Source organism: Streptomyces arenae (assembly GCF_022343545.1).
GTDB lineage: Bacteria > Actinomycetota > Actinomycetes > Streptomycetales > Streptomycetaceae > Streptomyces > Streptomyces humi.
The window spans coordinates 164582-180841 of record NZ_JAKQYH010000064.1; the positions used below are offsets into that span (position 1 = coordinate 164582).

A 16260-nucleotide genomic window follows, 5' to 3' on the forward strand; every position below is an offset into this window, starting at 1 on the left:
CATCACACGTGGCGGACCGGCCACCTCGCCGGCCCACCCGTGACCACTCCGTGACGGGTCCGGGCAGGCCTGCCGGACCCGTGCATGATCCGCCCTCACCGGGCCATACGTCCCTGGTCGGCGCCCGCCTCACTCGTCCGCCACATGGACGCCCTGCCCATCCAAGCCCACTCCCGGTTACGCTGGCGCCGTGCGTCCGCACCCGGGTGAGCCCGGTGAAGACCGCATAGCCGACAGCCGTCGCATCCAAGGGAGCCCCTTCATGGCCTCGTCGCCAACGTCCCCTTCCGCCGACAGCCGGACCCGGGTGTCCGCGCTCCGAGAAGCGCTCGCCAGCCGTGTGGTGGTCGCCGACGGGGCCATGGGCACCATGCTCCAGGCGCAGGACCCCACACTCGAGGACTTCCAGCAGCTGGAAGGCTGCAACGAGATCCTGAACCTGACCCGCCCCGACATCGTCCGCTCGGTCCACGAGGCGTACTTCGCCGTCGGCGTCGACTGCGTCGAGACCAACACGTTCGGGGCCAACCACTCCGCCATGGCGGAGTACGACATCCCCGAGCGCGTCCACGAGCTGTCCGAGGCCGGCGCCCGCATCGCCCGCGAGACCGCCGACGACTTCACCGCCCGGGACGGCCGCCCGCGCTGGGTGCTCGGCTCCATCGGCCCCGGCACCAAGCTGCCCACCCTCGGCCACGTCCCGTACGTCACCATCCGGGACGGCTTCCAGCAGAACGCCGAGGGCCTGCTCGCCGGCGGCGCCGACGCCCTGATCGTCGAGACCACCCAGGACCTCCTCCAGACCAAGTCCTCCGTGCTCGGCGCCCGCCGCGCCATGGACGCCCTGGGCGTCGACGTCCCCCTTCTGGTCTCCATGGCCTTCGAGACCACCGGCACCATGCTGCTCGGCTCCGAGATCGGCGCCGCGCTGACCGCGCTGGAGCCGCTGGGCATCGACATGATCGGCCTGAACTGTTCGACCGGCCCCGCCGAGATGAGCGAGCACCTGCGCTACCTCACCCGGCACTCCCGGATCCCGCTGCTGTGCATGCCGAACGCCGGCCTGCCGGTCCTCACCAAGGACGGCGCGCACTTCCCGCTCGGACCCGAGGGCCTGGCCGACGCCCAGGAGAACTTCGTCCGCGACTACGGCCTCTCGCTCATCGGCGGCTGCTGCGGCACCACCCCCGAGCACCTGCGCCAGGTCGTCGAGCGGGTCCAGGACGTCACCCCGCCCGAGCGCAGCCCGCGCCCCGAGCCCGGCGCCGCCTCCCTCTACCAGACGGTCCCGTTCCGCCAGGACACCTCGTACCTGGCCATCGGCGAGCGCACCAACGCCAACGGCTCCAAGAAGTTCCGCGAGGCCATGCTCGCGGCCCGCTGGGACGACTGCGTGGAGATGGCCCGCGAGCAGATCCGCGAGGGCGCTCACATGCTGGACCTCTGCGTGGACTACGTCGGCCGCGACGGCGTCGCCGACATGGAGGAGCTGGCCGGCCGCTTCGCCACCGCCTCCACCCTGCCGATCGTCCTCGACTCCACCGAGGTCGACGTCATCCAGGCCGGCCTGGAGAAGCTCGGCGGCCGCGCGGTCATCAACTCCGTCAACTACGAGGACGGCGACGGCCCCGAGTCCCGGTTCGCGAAGGTCACCAAGCTCGCCCGCGAGCACGGCGCCGCGCTCATCGCGCTGACCATCGACGAGGAGGGCCAGGCCCGTACCCCGGAGAAGAAGGTCGAGATCGCCGAACGGCTGATCGACGACCTCACCGGGAACTGGGGCATCCACGAGTCCGACATCCTCATCGACACCCTGACCTTCACCATCTGCACCGGTCAGGAGGAGTCCCGCAAGGACGGCATCGCCACCATCGAGGCGATCCGCGAGCTCAAGCGCCGCCACCCGGACGTCCAGACCACCCTGGGCCTGTCCAACATCTCCTTCGGCCTCAACCCGGCCGCCCGCATCCTGCTGAACTCCGTCTTTCTCGACGAATGCGTCAAGGCGGGCCTGGACTCGGCGATCGTGCACGCCAGCAAGATCCTCCCGATCGCCCGCTTCACCGAGGAGGAGGTGCGGACCGCCCTCGACCTCATCCACGACCGCCGCTCCGAGGGCTACGACCCGCTCCAGAAGCTCATGCAGCTCTTCGAGGGCGCCACCGCCAAGTCCCTCAAGGCCGGCAGGGCCGAGGAACTGGCCGCCCTCCCGCTGGAGGAGCGCCTCAAGCGCCGCATCATCGACGGCGAGCGCAACGGCCTGGAAGCCGACCTCGACGAGGCCCTGGAGACCCGCGCGGCCCTGGACATCGTCAACGAGACCCTGCTCGACGGCATGAAGGTGGTCGGCGAGCTGTTCGGCTCCGGCCAGATGCAGCTGCCGTTCGTCCTGCAGTCCGCCGAGGTCATGAAGGCCGCCGTCGCCCACCTCGAACCGCACATGGAGAAGTCGGACACCGAGGGCAAGGGCACCATCGTGCTGGCCACCGTCCGCGGCGACGTCCACGACATCGGCAAGAACCTCGTCGACATCATCCTGTCCAACAACGGCTACAACGTCGTCAATCTGGGCATCAAGCAGCCCGTCTCCGCGATCCTGGAGGCCGCCGACGAGCACCGCGCCGACGTCATCGGCATGTCGGGTCTGCTGGTCAAGTCCACGGTGATCATGAAGGAGAACCTGGAGGAGCTCAACCAGCGCGGCCTCGCCGCCAGTTACCCGGTCATCCTCGGTGGCGCCGCCCTCACCCGCGCCTACGTCGAGCAGGACCTGCACGAACTCTACGAGGGCGAGGTCCGCTACGCCCGCGACGCCTTCGAGGGCCTGCGCCTGATGGACGCCCTCATCGGCGTCAAGCGCGGTGTGCCCGGCGCCGTCCTGCCCGAGCTGAAGCAGCGCCGGGTCCGGCAGACCGCCGCCGTCGAGGTCGAGGAGCGGCCCGAGGAGGGCCATGTCCGCTCCGACGTCGCCGTCGACAACCCGGTGCCCACCCCGCCGTTCTGGGACACCCGCGTCATCAAGGGCATCCAGCTCAAGGAGTACGCCGGCTGGCTCGACGAGGGCGCCCTCTTCAAGGGCCAGTGGGGTCTCAAGCAGGCCCGCACCGGCGAGGGACCGTCGTACGAGGAACTCGTCGAGACCGAGGGGCGGCCCCGGCTGCGCGGGCTCCTCGACCGGCTCCAGACGGAGAACCTGCTGGAGGCGGCCGTGGTTTACGGCTACTTCCCGTGCGTCTCCAAGGACGACGACCTGATCATCCTGGACGACCGCGGCAACGAACGCACCCGGTTCACCTTCCCGCGCCAGCGCCGCGGCCGCCGGCTCTGCCTCGCCGACTTCTTCCGCCCGGAGGAGTCGGGGGAGACGGACGTGGTCGGCCTCCAGGTCGTCACCGTCGGCTCCCGCATCGGCGAGCAGACCGCCAAGCTGTTCGAGGCCAACGCCTACCGCGACTACCTCGAACTGCACGGCCTGTCCGTCCAGCTGGCCGAGGCCCTCGCCGAGTACTGGCACGCGCGGGTGCGTTCCGAACTCGGTTTCGCCGGCGAGGACCCCGCCGACGTCGAGGACATGTTCGCCCTGAAGTACCGGGGCGCCCGCTTCTCCCTCGGCTACGGCGCCTGCCCCGACCTGGAGGACCGCGCCAAGATCGCCGACCTGCTCCAGCCGGAGCGCATCGGTGTCCACCTGTCCGAGGAGTTCCAGCTGCACCCCGAGCAGTCCACGGACGCGATCGTGATCCACCACCCGGAGGCGAAGTACTTCAACGCGCGCTGAGCGGTACGCCGGTTCCGAGACGTGTCCCACAGAGCACACTGATCGGATAAGTCGTACACTGGTCGGTCCACAGCAGGCCGGTTCCCCGCATGGGAACCGGCCTGCTCGTCCCTCAAGGAGGTGCGCCCGGATGACCAGTACGGTCCCCGCGCTCGGAACCCGTACGGCCGAAGGCTCGGCCCTGCAAGCGGTTCTCCTCGACATGGACGGCACCCTGGTGGACACCGAGGGCTTCTGGTGGGACGTCGAGGTCGAGATCTTCGCCCGCCTCGGCCACGCCCTCGACGACTCCTGGCGCCATGTCGTGGTCGGCGGCCCCATGACCCGCAGCGCCGGTTTCCTCATCGAGGCCACCGGCGCGGCCATCACGCTCGCCGAGCTCAGCGTGCTGCTCAACGACGGCTTCGAGGAGCGCATCGGCGCCGCCCTGCCGCTGATGCCGGGCGCCCAGCGCCTGCTCGCGGAACTCTACGAACAGCAGATCCCGACCGCCCTGGTCTCCGCCTCGCACCGGCGCATCATCGACCGCGTCCTGACCGTGCTGGGCCCGCAGCACTTCACCCTGTCCGTCGCCGGCGACGAGGTCTCGCGCACCAAGCCCTACCCGGACCCCTACCTCCTCGCCGCCGCGGGCCTGGGAGTGGATCCGGCCAGATGCGCGGTCGTCGAGGACACCGCGACCGGCGTCGCGGCCGCCGAGGCGGCCGGCTGCCAGGTGGTCGCCGTGCCCTCCGTCGCGCCGATCACCCCGGCCGAGCGGCGCACCGTGGTCGCTTCCCTGGAGGAGGTCGACCTGGCCTTTCTGCGCGGGCTGATGACGCATATGCGCTAGCCGTTCACCCAGCGTGCAAACCAATGCGCGAAATCCCGGCGGCAGTCGCTCAACGGAATTCGCAAGTGTTCGACCGGCTGAATTCCAGTACCTGCCCCGGCGATCGAGTCCTGTGACGTTCACCACGTGCGCGAGGCTCGACAACGTTGCCCGAATGTGCAGCCCACCCCCGTTCGGGGGGAATCGGGGTGACCTTGTGTCCCGATTGGGGAGAGGCTGCACTAATCCTGCCGCTGTCGGGTTTTCGGTCTGTCCGCACCCGGTTCCGCTGCGTGATGGGACCTCAACTCACGCTCCTGCGAACCCTCGTGCGGGCGCGGACTAATCTCGTCGCGAGAACATCGCCGTTACCCCCGTGATCCGCTTCGACACCCCTGTTTGTCGGATACACGGACTCGAAACAGCTCTGGAGAACTTCGAGCATGAACCGCAAGACTTTGGTGCTGCCGGCCGTGGTCGGACTGCTCACTCCGGTTCTCGCCGCGTGTGGTGGATCCGGCACCGGGAGCAGCAGCAACGACGCAATCGTCGTGGGCACCACCGACCGGTTCACCGCCACGAAGGACGCCCCGGCGCCGGTCGACCCCGCCTACTCCTACGACGTCGGCGGCTGGAACATCCTGCGCCAGACCGTGCAGACCCTCATGTCCCAGCCCAAGGGCGAGGGCGACCCGGTCCCGGACGCGGCCGAGAGCTGCTCGTTCACCGACAGCGGCAGTGAGCGCTACGCCTGCAAGCTGCGCGAGGGCCTGAAGTTCTCCGACGGCAACGACGTGACCGCCGCCGACGTCAAGTGGTCCATGGAGCGCGCCCTGCGCATCAAGGCCGACAGCGGTGTCTTCGCCCTCCTCTCGAACATCGACACCATCGAGACCCAGGGCGACCGCGAGATCATCTTCCACCTGAAGACCGCGGACGCCACCTTCCCGTTCAAGCTCTCCACCCCGGTCGCGGGCATCGTGAACCCGAAGGACTACGAGAAGGACAAGCTGCGCGACGGCTTCGACATCGACGGCTCCGGCCCGTACACCTTCAAGGCCGACGTCAAGGACGACTCGATCGTCTCCGCCACCTTCACCAAGAACCCCAACTACAAGGGCAGCCTGACGGTGAAGAACGAGCAGGTCGTGCTGCGCTCGTTCGACGACGCGGACGCCATGGGCAAGGCGATCGACAGCGGCGACATCGACGTGATGACCCGCACCATGTCGCCCGCGCAGATCAGCAAGCTCGACGCCGGCGGCGACTCCAACGTGGACCTGGTCTCGATGGCCGGTCTCGAGATCCGCTACCTCGGCTTCAACACCAACGCGCCCACGGTCAAGTCCAAGGCCGTCCGTGAGGCCATGGCCCAGCTCATCGACCGCGCCGCCCTCGTCTCCAAGGTGTACGGCTCCCAGGCCGAGCCGCTGTACTCGCTGGTCCCGGCCTCCATCACCGGGCACTCCAACTCGTTCTTCAACAAGTACGGCGACCCCAGCGTCTCCAAGGCCAAGGCCCTGCTGACCGCGGCCAACATCACCACCCCGGTGAAGCTGACCCTGCACTACACGACCGACCACTACGGCCCGGCCACCAAGCAGGAGTTCGAGGTCCTCAAGCAGCAGCTCAACGGCAGCGGCCTGTTCGACGTCAGCATCGAGGGCACGCCCTGGGCCAAGTACCAGACGGCCGAGCGCAAGGGCGAGTACGACGTCTACGGCATGGGCTGGTTCCCCGACTTCCCGGACGCCGACAACTTCCTCGCGCCGTTCCTCGACAAGGACAACTTCCTCAAGTCGCCCTACGTCAACAACAAGATCATCAACACCCTGATCCCCGAGTCCCGCCGTGAGGCCGACCGGGCCAGCGCCACCGGCAGCCTCACCACCATCCAGGACGCCGTCGCCGACGACGTCCCGGTGCTCCCGCTGTGGCAGGGCAAGCAGTACGTCGCCGCCCGCGACGACATCACGGGCGTCGCCTACGCCATCAACTCCTCCGCCAGCCTCCAGCTGTGGGAGCTCAGCCGCGGCGCCAGCAGCTGACGCCAGGCCCCGGTACGACGCGAAGGGCGCCCCTCTCCGGTGGGAGAGGGGCGCCCTTCGCGTCGTACACCCGCCTACTGCGCGCCGGGGCGCACCAGACCGCTCTCGTACGCGTACACGGCCGCCTGCACCCGGTCCCGCAGCCCGAGCTTGGTCAGCACATGGCCCACATGGGTCTTCACCGTGGTCTCGCTGACGAACAGGTCCGCGGCGATCTCCGCGTTCGACAGCCCGCGCGCGACCAGCTTCAGCACCTCCACCTCACGGTCGGTGAGCGTGTGCAGGGTGTCCGGCACCGGCTCCTCGCCCGACGGCAGGTGCGTCGCGTACTTGTCCAGCAGCCGGCGCGTGATGCTCGGCGCCAGCATCGCCTCGCCGTTCGCCACCACCCGGATCGCCTGCACCAGTTCGTTCGCCGGGGCGTCCTTCAGCAGGAAGCCGCTGGCGCCCGCGCGCAGCGCCTCCACCACGTACTCGTCCAGGTCGAACGTGGTCAGCACCAGTACCTTCGCCGGGCCGTCCCGGCCCGGCCCGGTGATCTGCCGGGTCGCCTCCACGCCGTCCATCCGCGGCATCCGGATGTCCATCAGCACGACGTCCGGCTGGAGAGCCCGCACCTGGTCGAGAGCCTGCAGGCCGTCGCCGGCCTCGCCCACGACCGCGATGTCCTGCTCGGCCTCCAGAATCATCCGGAACCCGGTACGCAGCAGCGGCTGGTCGTCGACCAGTAGGACACGGATGGCCACGGTGAGTCTCCTTCTGCTCAGTCCGCGCCCATTCTGCCCTGCGCGAGGTCCCCGGACTCGGCCGACCTGACCGGCAGCGGATACGGCGGGGGAGTGCCGCCGAACTCCGGGCAGTGCGCCTGGTGGTCGCACCAGCCGCACAGCTTCGTCGGACGCGGCCGCCACTCACCCGACTCCGTGGCCTGCCGGATCGCCTCCCACAACGCGAGCAGCTTGCGCTCCACCCGCTCCAGATCGGCGGGCACCGGGTCGTACGTCAGCACGTCACCGCTGCCCAGGTAGACCAGCTGGAGCCGCCTCGGCACCACGTTCTTCAGCCGCCACACCACCAGCGCGTAGAACTTCATCTGGAACAGCGCGCCCTCCGCGTACTCCGGTCTGGGCGCCTTCCCGGTCTTGTAGTCGACGATCCGCACCTCGCCCGTCGCCGCCACGTCCACCCGGTCGATGATGCCGCGCAGCCGCAGGCCCGACTCCAGCTCGGTCTCCACGAAGAGCTCCCGCTCCACCGGCTCCAGACGGGACGGGTCCTCCAGCGTGAACCAGCGCTCCACGAGCCGCTCCGCCTCACCCAGCCAGCGCGCCAGCCGCTCGCCCTCGGGATCGTCCGCGAACAGCTCACCCACCTCAGGCCTGCTCTCCCGCAGCCGGTCCCACTGCCCGGGGATCAGCGACTTGGCCCGCGGCGCCGTCCGCTCCGCCGCCGGCGCGTCGAAGAGCCGCTCCAGGACCGCGTGCACCAGCGTCCCCCGGGTCGCCGCCTCGCTCGGCTTCTCCGGCAGCCGGTCGATCACCCGGAACCGGTACAGCAACGGACACTGCATGAAGTCGCCCGCCCTCGACGGCGACAGCGAGGCGGGCGGCCTCGCCTGCGCCACCTCCGCCGCCGTGACCGGCTCTTCCCCCGGCGCGACGTCCGCGCCCCGCGCCCGCGCGGCGTCCTCGATGCTGCTGTCCATGACCACAGACCCTACGGCCCGCCACTGACAGTCACCCAACCCGCGCGGGCACAGGGGGTGCCGAGGGGGAACGCGTCGCGACGGCCGCATACCATCGACCAGAGACGGACCGCATCTAACGAGGGGACACCGTGGACGTGAGCGGCGGGAGCGGGCAGCCCCGGTCGGACGACGCCGAGCCGGCCGAGCACCCCGCGGGTCCTGTGGCCCCGGCCGAAGGCGGAGGCCCGGCCCCCACCGACGCCTCCACCCGGGGTGAACCGCCCGCCGGGCAGGCCGCGCCGGAGAGCGGCGGTGATCACGAGGACACGGCCCACCGCCCCACCGCCGAGCCGGCCGCGGCACCCGCCGAGACCCCCGCCACACCCGCCGAGACCCGCACGGATGCTCCCGGCGGCGTCCCGGGCGAAGGCGAGCGCGGCCACGCCCACTCCGGCATCGCCAAGGGACAGCCGCCCCAGCGCCCCAAGGAGCCCGGCGGTGGACTCCTCATGGGCCGTCCCTTCGGCGTCCCCGTGTACGTCGCCCCCAGCTGGTTCCTCGTCGCCGCCCTGATCACCTGGGTCTTCGGCGGCCAGCTCGACCGCGTGCTGCCCGAACTCGGCGCCGCCCGCTACCTCGTCTCCCTGTTCTTCGCGGTCGCCTTCTACGCCTCCGTCCTGATCCACGAACTCGCCCACACGGTCGCCGCGATCCGCTTCAAACTCCCGGTGCGCCGCATCCAGCTCCAGTTCTTCGGCGGGGTCTCCGAGATCGAGAAGGAGGCCGAGACCCCCGGACGCGAGTTCGTGCTGGCCTTCGTCGGCCCGCTGCTCTCCCTGGTCCTCGCCGGCGTCTTCTACCTCGCCATGCAGCCCGTGGAACCCGGCACCGTCCCCGGCGTCCTGCTGGCCGGCCTCATGGTCTCCAACCTCATCGTGGCCGCCTTCAACCTGCTGCCCGGCCTCCCGCTCGACGGCGGCCGGATGCTCCGCGCCGTCGTCTGGAAGATCACCGGCAGGCCCATGAGCGGCACCGTCGCCGCCGCCTGGGTCGGCCGCGCCCTCGCCGTCTCCGTCCTCATCGGCCTGCCGCTGCTCAACCACTGGGGCGCCTTCGGCGGCGGCACCGACGACAGCAGCGGCATGGACGCCATCACCGACGCCCTGCTCGCGGCCATCCTCGCCGCGATCATCTGGACCGGCGCGGGCAACAGCCTGCGCATGGCCCGGCTGCGCGAACACCTCCCCGAGCTGCGCGCCCGCACCCTGACCCGGCGCGCCGTCCCGGTGGAGACCGACACGCCCCTCTCCGAGGCCCTGCGCCGGGCCAACGCCGCCGGCGCCCGCGCGCTGGTCGTCGTGGACGCGGACGGCAACCCCCTCTCCCTGGTCCGCGAGGCCGCCATCGTCGGCGTCCCCGAGCACCGCCGCCCCTGGGTCGCCGTCAGCGGCGTGGCCCAGGAACTCACGGACGGCATGCGTGTCTCGGCGGAGCTCGCGGGCGAGGACCTCCTGGACGTCCTGCGCGCGACCCCGGCCACCGAATACCTGGTGGTCGAGGAGACCGGCGAGATCTACGGCGTCCTGTCGGCGGCCGACGTCGAACGCGCCTTCGTCAGGGCAATGGCAAGGCCGTCCTGAAGCGTCCGCCCCGACAGCGCCCCGTAGGGGCGGTGGGGGTACCCCCGGCCGAAGGCTGGGGGAGGACTGCGCGAGCAACCACAACGCACCCGCACTGCTGCCACGACGGAAGGCTCCCTTCGTTGGTCCGAGCCGCCCGCAGGGCCCGGTAGGCTGTTCACATGTCCGAACCGACCGGTGCCGCCCGCAGGCGCGGGCCCTTCAAGGTCGGGGACCAGGTACAGCTGACCGACCCCAAGGGTCGCCACTACACGTTCACGCTCGAAGCCGGGAAGAACTTCCACACCCACAAGGGCTCCTTCCCGCACGACGAACTGATCGGCGCTCCCGAGGGCAGCGTTGTCCGCACCACCGGCAACGTCGCCTACCTCGCGCTGCGCCCCCTGCTCCCCGACTACGTCCTGTCCATGCCCCGCGGGGCAGCCGTCGTCTACCCGAAGGACGCGGGGCAGATCCTCTCCTTCGCCGACATCTTCCCCGGCGCCCGCGTCGTCGAAGCCGGCGTCGGCTCCGGCTCGCTCAGCAGCTTCCTGCTGCGCGCCATCGGCGACCAGGGCATGCTGCACAGCTACGAACGCCGGGCGGACTTCGCCGAGATCGCCCAGCAGAACGTGGAACGCTACTTCGGCGGCCCCCACCCCGCCTGGCAGCTGACCGTCGGCGACCTCCAGGACAACCTGTCGGACACCGACGTCGACCGGGTCATCCTCGACATGCTCGCCCCCTGGGAGTGCCTCGAGGCCGTCTCCAAGGCGCTCGTCCCCGGCGGCATCCTCTGCTGCTACGTCGCCACCACGACCCAGCTGGCCCGGACCGTCGAGTCCATCCGCGAGATCGGCTGCTTCAACGAGCCGACCTCCTGGGAGACGATGATCCGCAACTGGCACGTGGAAGGCCTCGCGGTCCGACCCGACCACCGGATGATCGGCCACACCGGCTTCCTGCTCACCGCGCGCCGCCTCGCCGACGGCGTGGAACCGCCCATGCGCCGCCGCCGCCCCGCCAAGGGCGCCTACGGTGAGGACTACGACGGCCCCAACGCCGACGGCGGCGCCGGCCGCTGACACACCAACGTAGGAGCGCCGCCGCCGAGTTCCCCGGAGCCTTCCGGAACTCGGCGGCGGCGCTCACGCGTTGCCGCCGCCCATGGAAGAAGCACACCCCGCCGTTCCCACCCACTGTGACGTGTGGCACCATGCGAGCCATTCCCCACCGGCACAGGCCTCGCAGGAGACACTCCTAGTGCAGCAATCCGTGGTCCCGGAGCTCGCTCACACCGACACCCGCCCCATGCACTGGCTCGCCACCGCCGCCGCGGTGGCCGGCGTGGTGGCGCTGTCGTCCCTCTTCCAGCCGGGCTCGGCCAAAGCCGCCCAGCCCGAGGCCGGGACCGGGACGAAACCCGCCCCCGCGGCCGCCGCGCCGCCCAGTACCACCGGCGTGGACTTCCCCCTCGACTGCGGCCCGGTGAAGGAGCTGGTCGTCAAGAAGGCCACCGGCGACCTCGACGGCGACGGCAGACCGGAGACCGTGGCGGTGGTCCACTGCGACTCGGCCATGGGCACCCCGCCCGACGGCGTGTACGTCCTCACCCAGGCCGCCGGCGCCACCGCGCCGCGCGTCGTCGCCACCCTCGTCGACCCCAAGGACCGGTACACGGTGACCGACTTCGCCCTGGCCGCGGGGAAGGTCACCGCGACGCTGCTCGGCTACTCCTCGGACAACGTGCCCAGTTGCTGCCCGGACGTGAAGACCCGGGCCGGCTGGCACTGGAACGGCCACGCGTTCATCCGCTCCACCCCCGCGGCCACCGGCGACGTCTGACGGCCACCCCGGCGCGGGCCCGGGTGACGTCCGACGGCCGCCCCGGTACGGGCCCGCCGCACGCGGGGTGGCCGGAAAGTCACTCCGCGTCCGGCCCGAACACCTCGACCCGGTCCGCGACCCGGCGTACGTGGATGCACTCGCCCGGACACTCCTTTGCCGAGTCCACCACGTCCGTGAGCAGCGGCAGCGGCACCGGGACCGTCGCCCCCTTCGCCTGCAGCAGTTCCTCGTCCGGGCCCTTCACATAGGCCAGGCCGTCGATGTCCAGCTCGAACACCTCCGGGGCGTACTGGGCGCAGATCCCGTCGCCCGTACACAGATCCTGGTCGATCCAGACCTCCAGCGCCTCACCGTCGGCCAGGGCCTCCTGCTGCACGGTCATCTCTCCTGCCGTCGAAGCGCCGGGCGACCGGCCCGGGGACCACCCGGACCCGCACCGGCGGATGTTGAACGCTCTCGACCCTACCTCCGCGCCCGGTACCCCCACCCCCGCCCCGCGCTCCTCCCCAGGCGCACCCGGAACACCCCCGCGCCCGCGCACACGGCGCGTGCCGCCACGCGGGACGACGGCGCTCGGCCACCGGACCGATCGACTTGAGCCAACCCACCGCCACCGCCCGCGATCACCCGCACCACCTGTGCGGTTGCTCTGTGTAAGGAACGCGTCACCGGGGCACAACACCTGAACCGGCACCTGAGTGGACAACTCCGGTCAGTCACGAAGGGTTTTGACCGCTCCAGACCCGGAACACGCCGCTTCTGAATCGCGTTGAGTGGGTATCCACCCCGCACGAGCAAGAACGCAACGGGTGACCGACGACACACCTTGACAGTCTTTGTGATCTAGGGGTTTCAATCGACACCCACCCAGGTAGGGTCTGGAAGCGTCCAGCTCCCCTTGGAGGAGGTGAGGACCGTGGCAGCCCACGACGACGACATGAACCGCGGCATCCGCCCGGGACGAGGGTCCGACGACCCGTCCGGGCAGATCGCCTACCTTGAGCAGGAGATCGCCGTCCTGCGACGCAAGCTCGCCGACTCTCCGCGACACACGAGGATTCTCGAAGAGCGGATCGTCGAGCTGCAGACAAACCTGGCCGGCGTGTCCGCCCAGAACGAACGACTCGCGAACACCCTCCGCGAGGCCCGCGACCAGATCGTGGCCCTCAAGGAGGAGGTCGACCGACTCGCACAGCCGCCGGCCGGCTTCGGTGTCTTCCTGCAGGCCATCGAGGACGGCACCGCCGACATCTTCACCGGCGGCCGCAAGCTGCGGGTGAACGTCAGCCCGAGCGTCGACCTGGACGACCTCAGGCGCGGCCAGGAAGTCATGCTCAACGAAGCGCTCAACGTGGTCGAGGCCATGGAGTACGAGCGCGTCGGTGACATCGTCACCCTCAAGGAGATCCTCGAGGACGGCGAGCGGGCCCTGGTGCTCGGTCACACCGACGAGGAGCGGGTGGTGCGGCTCGCCGAGCCGCTGCTGGACGTGAACATCCGCCCCGGCGACGCCCTGCTCCTGGAGCCGCGCTCCGGCTACGTCTACGAGATCGTGCCCAAGAGCGAGGTCGAGGAACTCGTCCTCGAAGAAGTGCCCGACATCGGTTACGAGCAGATCGGCGGCCTCGGCGGCCAGATCGAGGCCATCCGCGACGCCGTCGAGCTCCCCTACCTCTACCCGGACCTGTTCAAGGAGCACGAACTGCGTCCGCCCAAGGGCGTCCTGCTCTACGGGCCGCCCGGATGCGGCAAGACGCTCATCGCCAAGGCCGTCGCCAACTCGCTGGCCAAGAAGGTCGCCGAGGTCACCGGCCAGGCCGCGGGCAAGAGCTTCTTCCTCAACATCAAGGGCCCCGAGCTCCTGAACAAGTACGTCGGCGAGACCGAGCGGCAGATCCGCCTCGTCTTCCAGCGTGCCCGGGAGAAGGCCAGCGAGGGCACCCCCGTCATCGTCTTCTTCGACGAGATGGAGTCCCTCTTCCGTACCCGTGGCTCCGGGGTCAGCTCGGACGTCGAGAACACGATCGTCCCGCAGCTGCTCGCCGAGATCGACGGTGTCGAGGGTCTGCAGAACGTGGTCGTCATCGGTGCCTCCAACCGTGAGGACATGATCGACCCCGCGATCCTGCGCCCCGGCCGGCTCGACGTGAAGATCAAGATCGAGCGTCCCGACGCCGAGGCCGCCAAGGACATCTTCGGCAAGTACCTCACCGAGCGGCTCCCGCTGCACTCCGACGACCTCGGAGAGCACGGCGGCAGCAAGGCCACCACCGTCGAGAGCATGATCCAGACGGCCGTGGAACACATGTACGCCGAATCCGAGGAGAACCGCTTCCTGGAAGTCACCTACGCCAACGGCGACAAGGAAGTCCTCTACTTCAAGGACTTCAACTCGGGCGCGATGATCGAGAACATCGTCGGCCGTGCCAAGAAAATGGCGATCAAGGACTTCCTCGACCACAACCAGAAGGGTCTCCGCGTCTCCCACCTCCTCCAGGCCTGCGTGGACGAGTTCAAGGAGAACGAGGACCTGCCCAACACCACGAACCCCGACGACTGGGCCCGGATCTCCGGAAAGAAGGGCGAACGGATCGTCTACATCCGTACCCTCATCACCGGAAAGCAGGGTGCCGACACCGGGCGCTCCATCGACACGGTGGCGAACACCGGGCAGTACCTGTAAAACACAGGGCGGCTGCGGGTGCCCTCACCGGGTACCCGCAGCCCACTGTTTTTCCGGCCAAAACCGGAACCGAGGCGAGCAAGGCAATGACGCAAATGATCTCCCCACCAGCGCAAAGGCGTTCTAGGCTCTTTCCTACCGCCGAATCGCGCAGTGCGGGGTCGGGCACCGCACACGCACCGGAGCGCCAGCGGTACGCGAGCGCAGCCCACGACCGAGGGCTCCGCCGGGCAAGGAGGGCCGCATGACCGTACGGCGAGTAATGGGCATCGAGACGGAGTACGGCATCTCCGTGCCCGGCCACCCCAACGCCAATGCCATGCTCACCTCATCCCAGATCGTCAACGCCTACGCGGCGGCGATGCACCGGGCCCGACGAGCCCGCTGGGACTTCGAGGAGGAGAACCCGCTGCGGGACGCCCGAGGCTTCGACCTCGCCCGCGAGGCCGCCGACGCCAGCCAGCTCACCGACGAGGACATCGGCCTCGCCAACGTCATCCTCACCAACGGCGCCCGCCTCTACGTCGACCACGCGCACCCGGAGTACAGCGCCCCCGAGGTCACCAACCCCCGCGACGCCGTCCTCTGGGACAAGGCCGGCGAACGCATCATGGCCGAGGCCGCCGAGCGGGCCGCCCAGCTCCCCGGCGCCCAGCCCATCCACCTCTACAAGAACAACACCGACAACAAGGGCGCCAGCTACGGCACGCACGAGAACTACCTGATGAAGCGGGAGACCCCGTTCTCGGACATCGTGCGCCACCTCACGCCCTTCTTCGTCTCCCGGCAGGTCGTCACCGGCGCCGGCCGCGTCGGCATCGGCCAGGACGGCCACGAGCACGGGTTCCAGCTCAGCCAGCGCGCGGACTACTTCGAGGTCGAGGTGGGCTTGGAGACCACGCTCAAGCGCCCGATCATCAACACCCGCGACGAGCCGCACGCGGACGCCGAGAAGTACCGCCGGCTGCACGTGATCATCGGTGACGCGAACCTGTCGGAGATCTCGACCTACCTGAAGCTCGGCACCACGGCCCTGGTCCTCTCCATGATCGAGGAGGGCTTCATCGCGGTGGACCTGGCGGTCGACCAGCCGGTACGGACGCTGCACCAGGTCTCCCACGACCCGACGCTCAAGCGTCTCGTCACCCTGCGCAGCGGACGCACGCTCACCGCCGTCCAGCTGCAGATGGAGTACTACGAGCTCTCGCGCAAGTACGTGGAGGAGCGTTACGGCGCCGACGCGGACGAGCAGACCAAGGACGTCCTCGCCCGCTGGGAGGACACCCTGAACCGCCTGGAGAACGACCCCATGAGCCTCGCCGGGGAGCTCGACTGGGTGGCCAAGAAGGAGCTCATGGAGGGCTACCGGCGCCGCGACGAACTCGACTGGGACGCCGCCAAGCTCCACCTCCTCGACCTCCAGTACGCCGACGTGCGCGCCGAGAAGGGCCTCTACAACCGCCTCGCGGCCCGGGGCCGCATCAAGCGCCTCCTGGCGGAGACCGACGTCGAGCGGGCCCGTACGAACCCGCCCGAGGACACCAGGGCCTACTTCCGGGGCCGCTGCCTCGAGCAGTACGCCGACGACGTGGCCGCGGCCAGCTGGGACTCGGTCATCTTCGACCTCCCCGGCCGCGACTCCCTCCAGCGCGTCCCAACCCTGGAACCGCTACGCGGAACGCGAAATCACGTCAAGGAGCTCCTGGACCGCTGTCGCACCGCAGAAGACCTGGTCAGGGTCCTCTCCGGCGGCTGAGCGGGCCCACGGGCCGTACCGGGCGGACGG

The 16260-nt window shown here is 69.9% G+C and carries 11 protein-coding genes; 8 read left to right on the forward strand and 3 right to left on the reverse strand.

The features are described 5' to 3' along the window. The first annotated feature begins 262 nt into the window (after positions 1-262). From metH to MB828_RS28655, 3 genes are all read left to right on the forward strand, one after another. On the forward strand, positions 263-3778 hold the full coding sequence (metH, locus tag MB828_RS28645; RefSeq protein WP_301650729.1) for a methionine synthase: 3516 nt from the start codon (positions 263-265) through the stop codon (positions 3776-3778). Between the two features lie 130 nt (positions 3779-3908). Further along, a complete protein-coding gene (locus MB828_RS28650; protein ID WP_301650730.1) occupies positions 3909-4610 on the forward strand; it encodes an HAD family hydrolase in 702 nt (233 codons plus the stop codon). Between the two features lie 422 nt (positions 4611-5032). Further along, on the forward strand, positions 5033-6637 hold the full coding sequence (locus MB828_RS28655) for an ABC transporter substrate-binding protein (RefSeq protein WP_301650731.1): 1605 nt from the start codon (positions 5033-5035) through the stop codon (positions 6635-6637). Positions 6638-6711: 74 nt separating this feature from the next. Here the strand turns inward: MB828_RS28655 and MB828_RS28660 are convergent, their stop codons facing one another. Continuing rightward, positions 6712-7383, reverse strand: coding sequence for a response regulator (locus tag MB828_RS28660; RefSeq protein WP_030608351.1), 672 nt, complete (start codon positions 7381-7383; stop codon positions 6712-6714). Between the two features lie 17 nt (positions 7384-7400). After that, the gene (locus MB828_RS28665; protein WP_430381443.1) at positions 7401-8342 is read right to left on the reverse strand and encodes a RecB family exonuclease; all 942 of its coding nucleotides are present in this window, start codon (positions 8340-8342) and stop codon (positions 7401-7403) included. Positions 8343-8473: 131 nt separating this feature from the next. Between MB828_RS28665 and MB828_RS28670 the strand changes: the two genes are divergently transcribed. From MB828_RS28670 to MB828_RS28680, 3 genes are all read left to right on the forward strand, one after another. Beyond that, positions 8474-9964 (forward strand): site-2 protease family protein, encoded by a 1491-nt coding sequence (locus MB828_RS28670; protein ID WP_301650732.1) that lies wholly within the window; start codon positions 8474-8476, stop codon positions 9962-9964. A 161-nt stretch (positions 9965-10125) separates the two neighbouring features. After that, the gene (locus tag MB828_RS28675) at positions 10126-11028 is read left to right on the forward strand and encodes a tRNA (adenine-N1)-methyltransferase (protein ID WP_089103073.1); all 903 of its coding nucleotides are present in this window, start codon (positions 10126-10128) and stop codon (positions 11026-11028) included. Between the two features lie 178 nt (positions 11029-11206). Continuing rightward, positions 11207-11788 carry a hypothetical protein gene (locus MB828_RS28680; RefSeq protein WP_301650733.1) on the forward strand — a complete coding sequence of 194 codons (582 nt, stop codon included), beginning with the start codon at positions 11207-11209 and terminating at the stop codon, positions 11786-11788. A gap of 79 nt (positions 11789-11867) precedes the next feature. On the opposite strand, the gene MB828_RS28685 is transcribed toward MB828_RS28680, so the two are convergent. Next, positions 11868-12173: a ferredoxin gene (locus MB828_RS28685; RefSeq protein ID WP_046734848.1), complete on the reverse strand. Its 306-nt coding sequence runs from the start codon at positions 12171-12173 to the stop codon at positions 11868-11870. A 534-nt stretch (positions 12174-12707) separates the two neighbouring features. Between MB828_RS28685 and arc the strand changes: the two genes are divergently transcribed. Together arc and dop are read left to right on the forward strand one after the other, a co-directional pair. Next, the gene (gene arc / locus MB828_RS28690; RefSeq protein WP_133025865.1) at positions 12708-14474 is read left to right on the forward strand and encodes a proteasome ATPase; all 1767 of its coding nucleotides are present in this window, start codon (positions 12708-12710) and stop codon (positions 14472-14474) included. 244 nt (positions 14475-14718) lie between these two features. After that, on the forward strand, positions 14719-16230 hold the full coding sequence (dop, locus tag MB828_RS28695; RefSeq protein ID WP_343236212.1) for a depupylase/deamidase Dop: 1512 nt from the start codon (positions 14719-14721) through the stop codon (positions 16228-16230). Positions 16231-16260 lie beyond the last annotated feature (30 nt).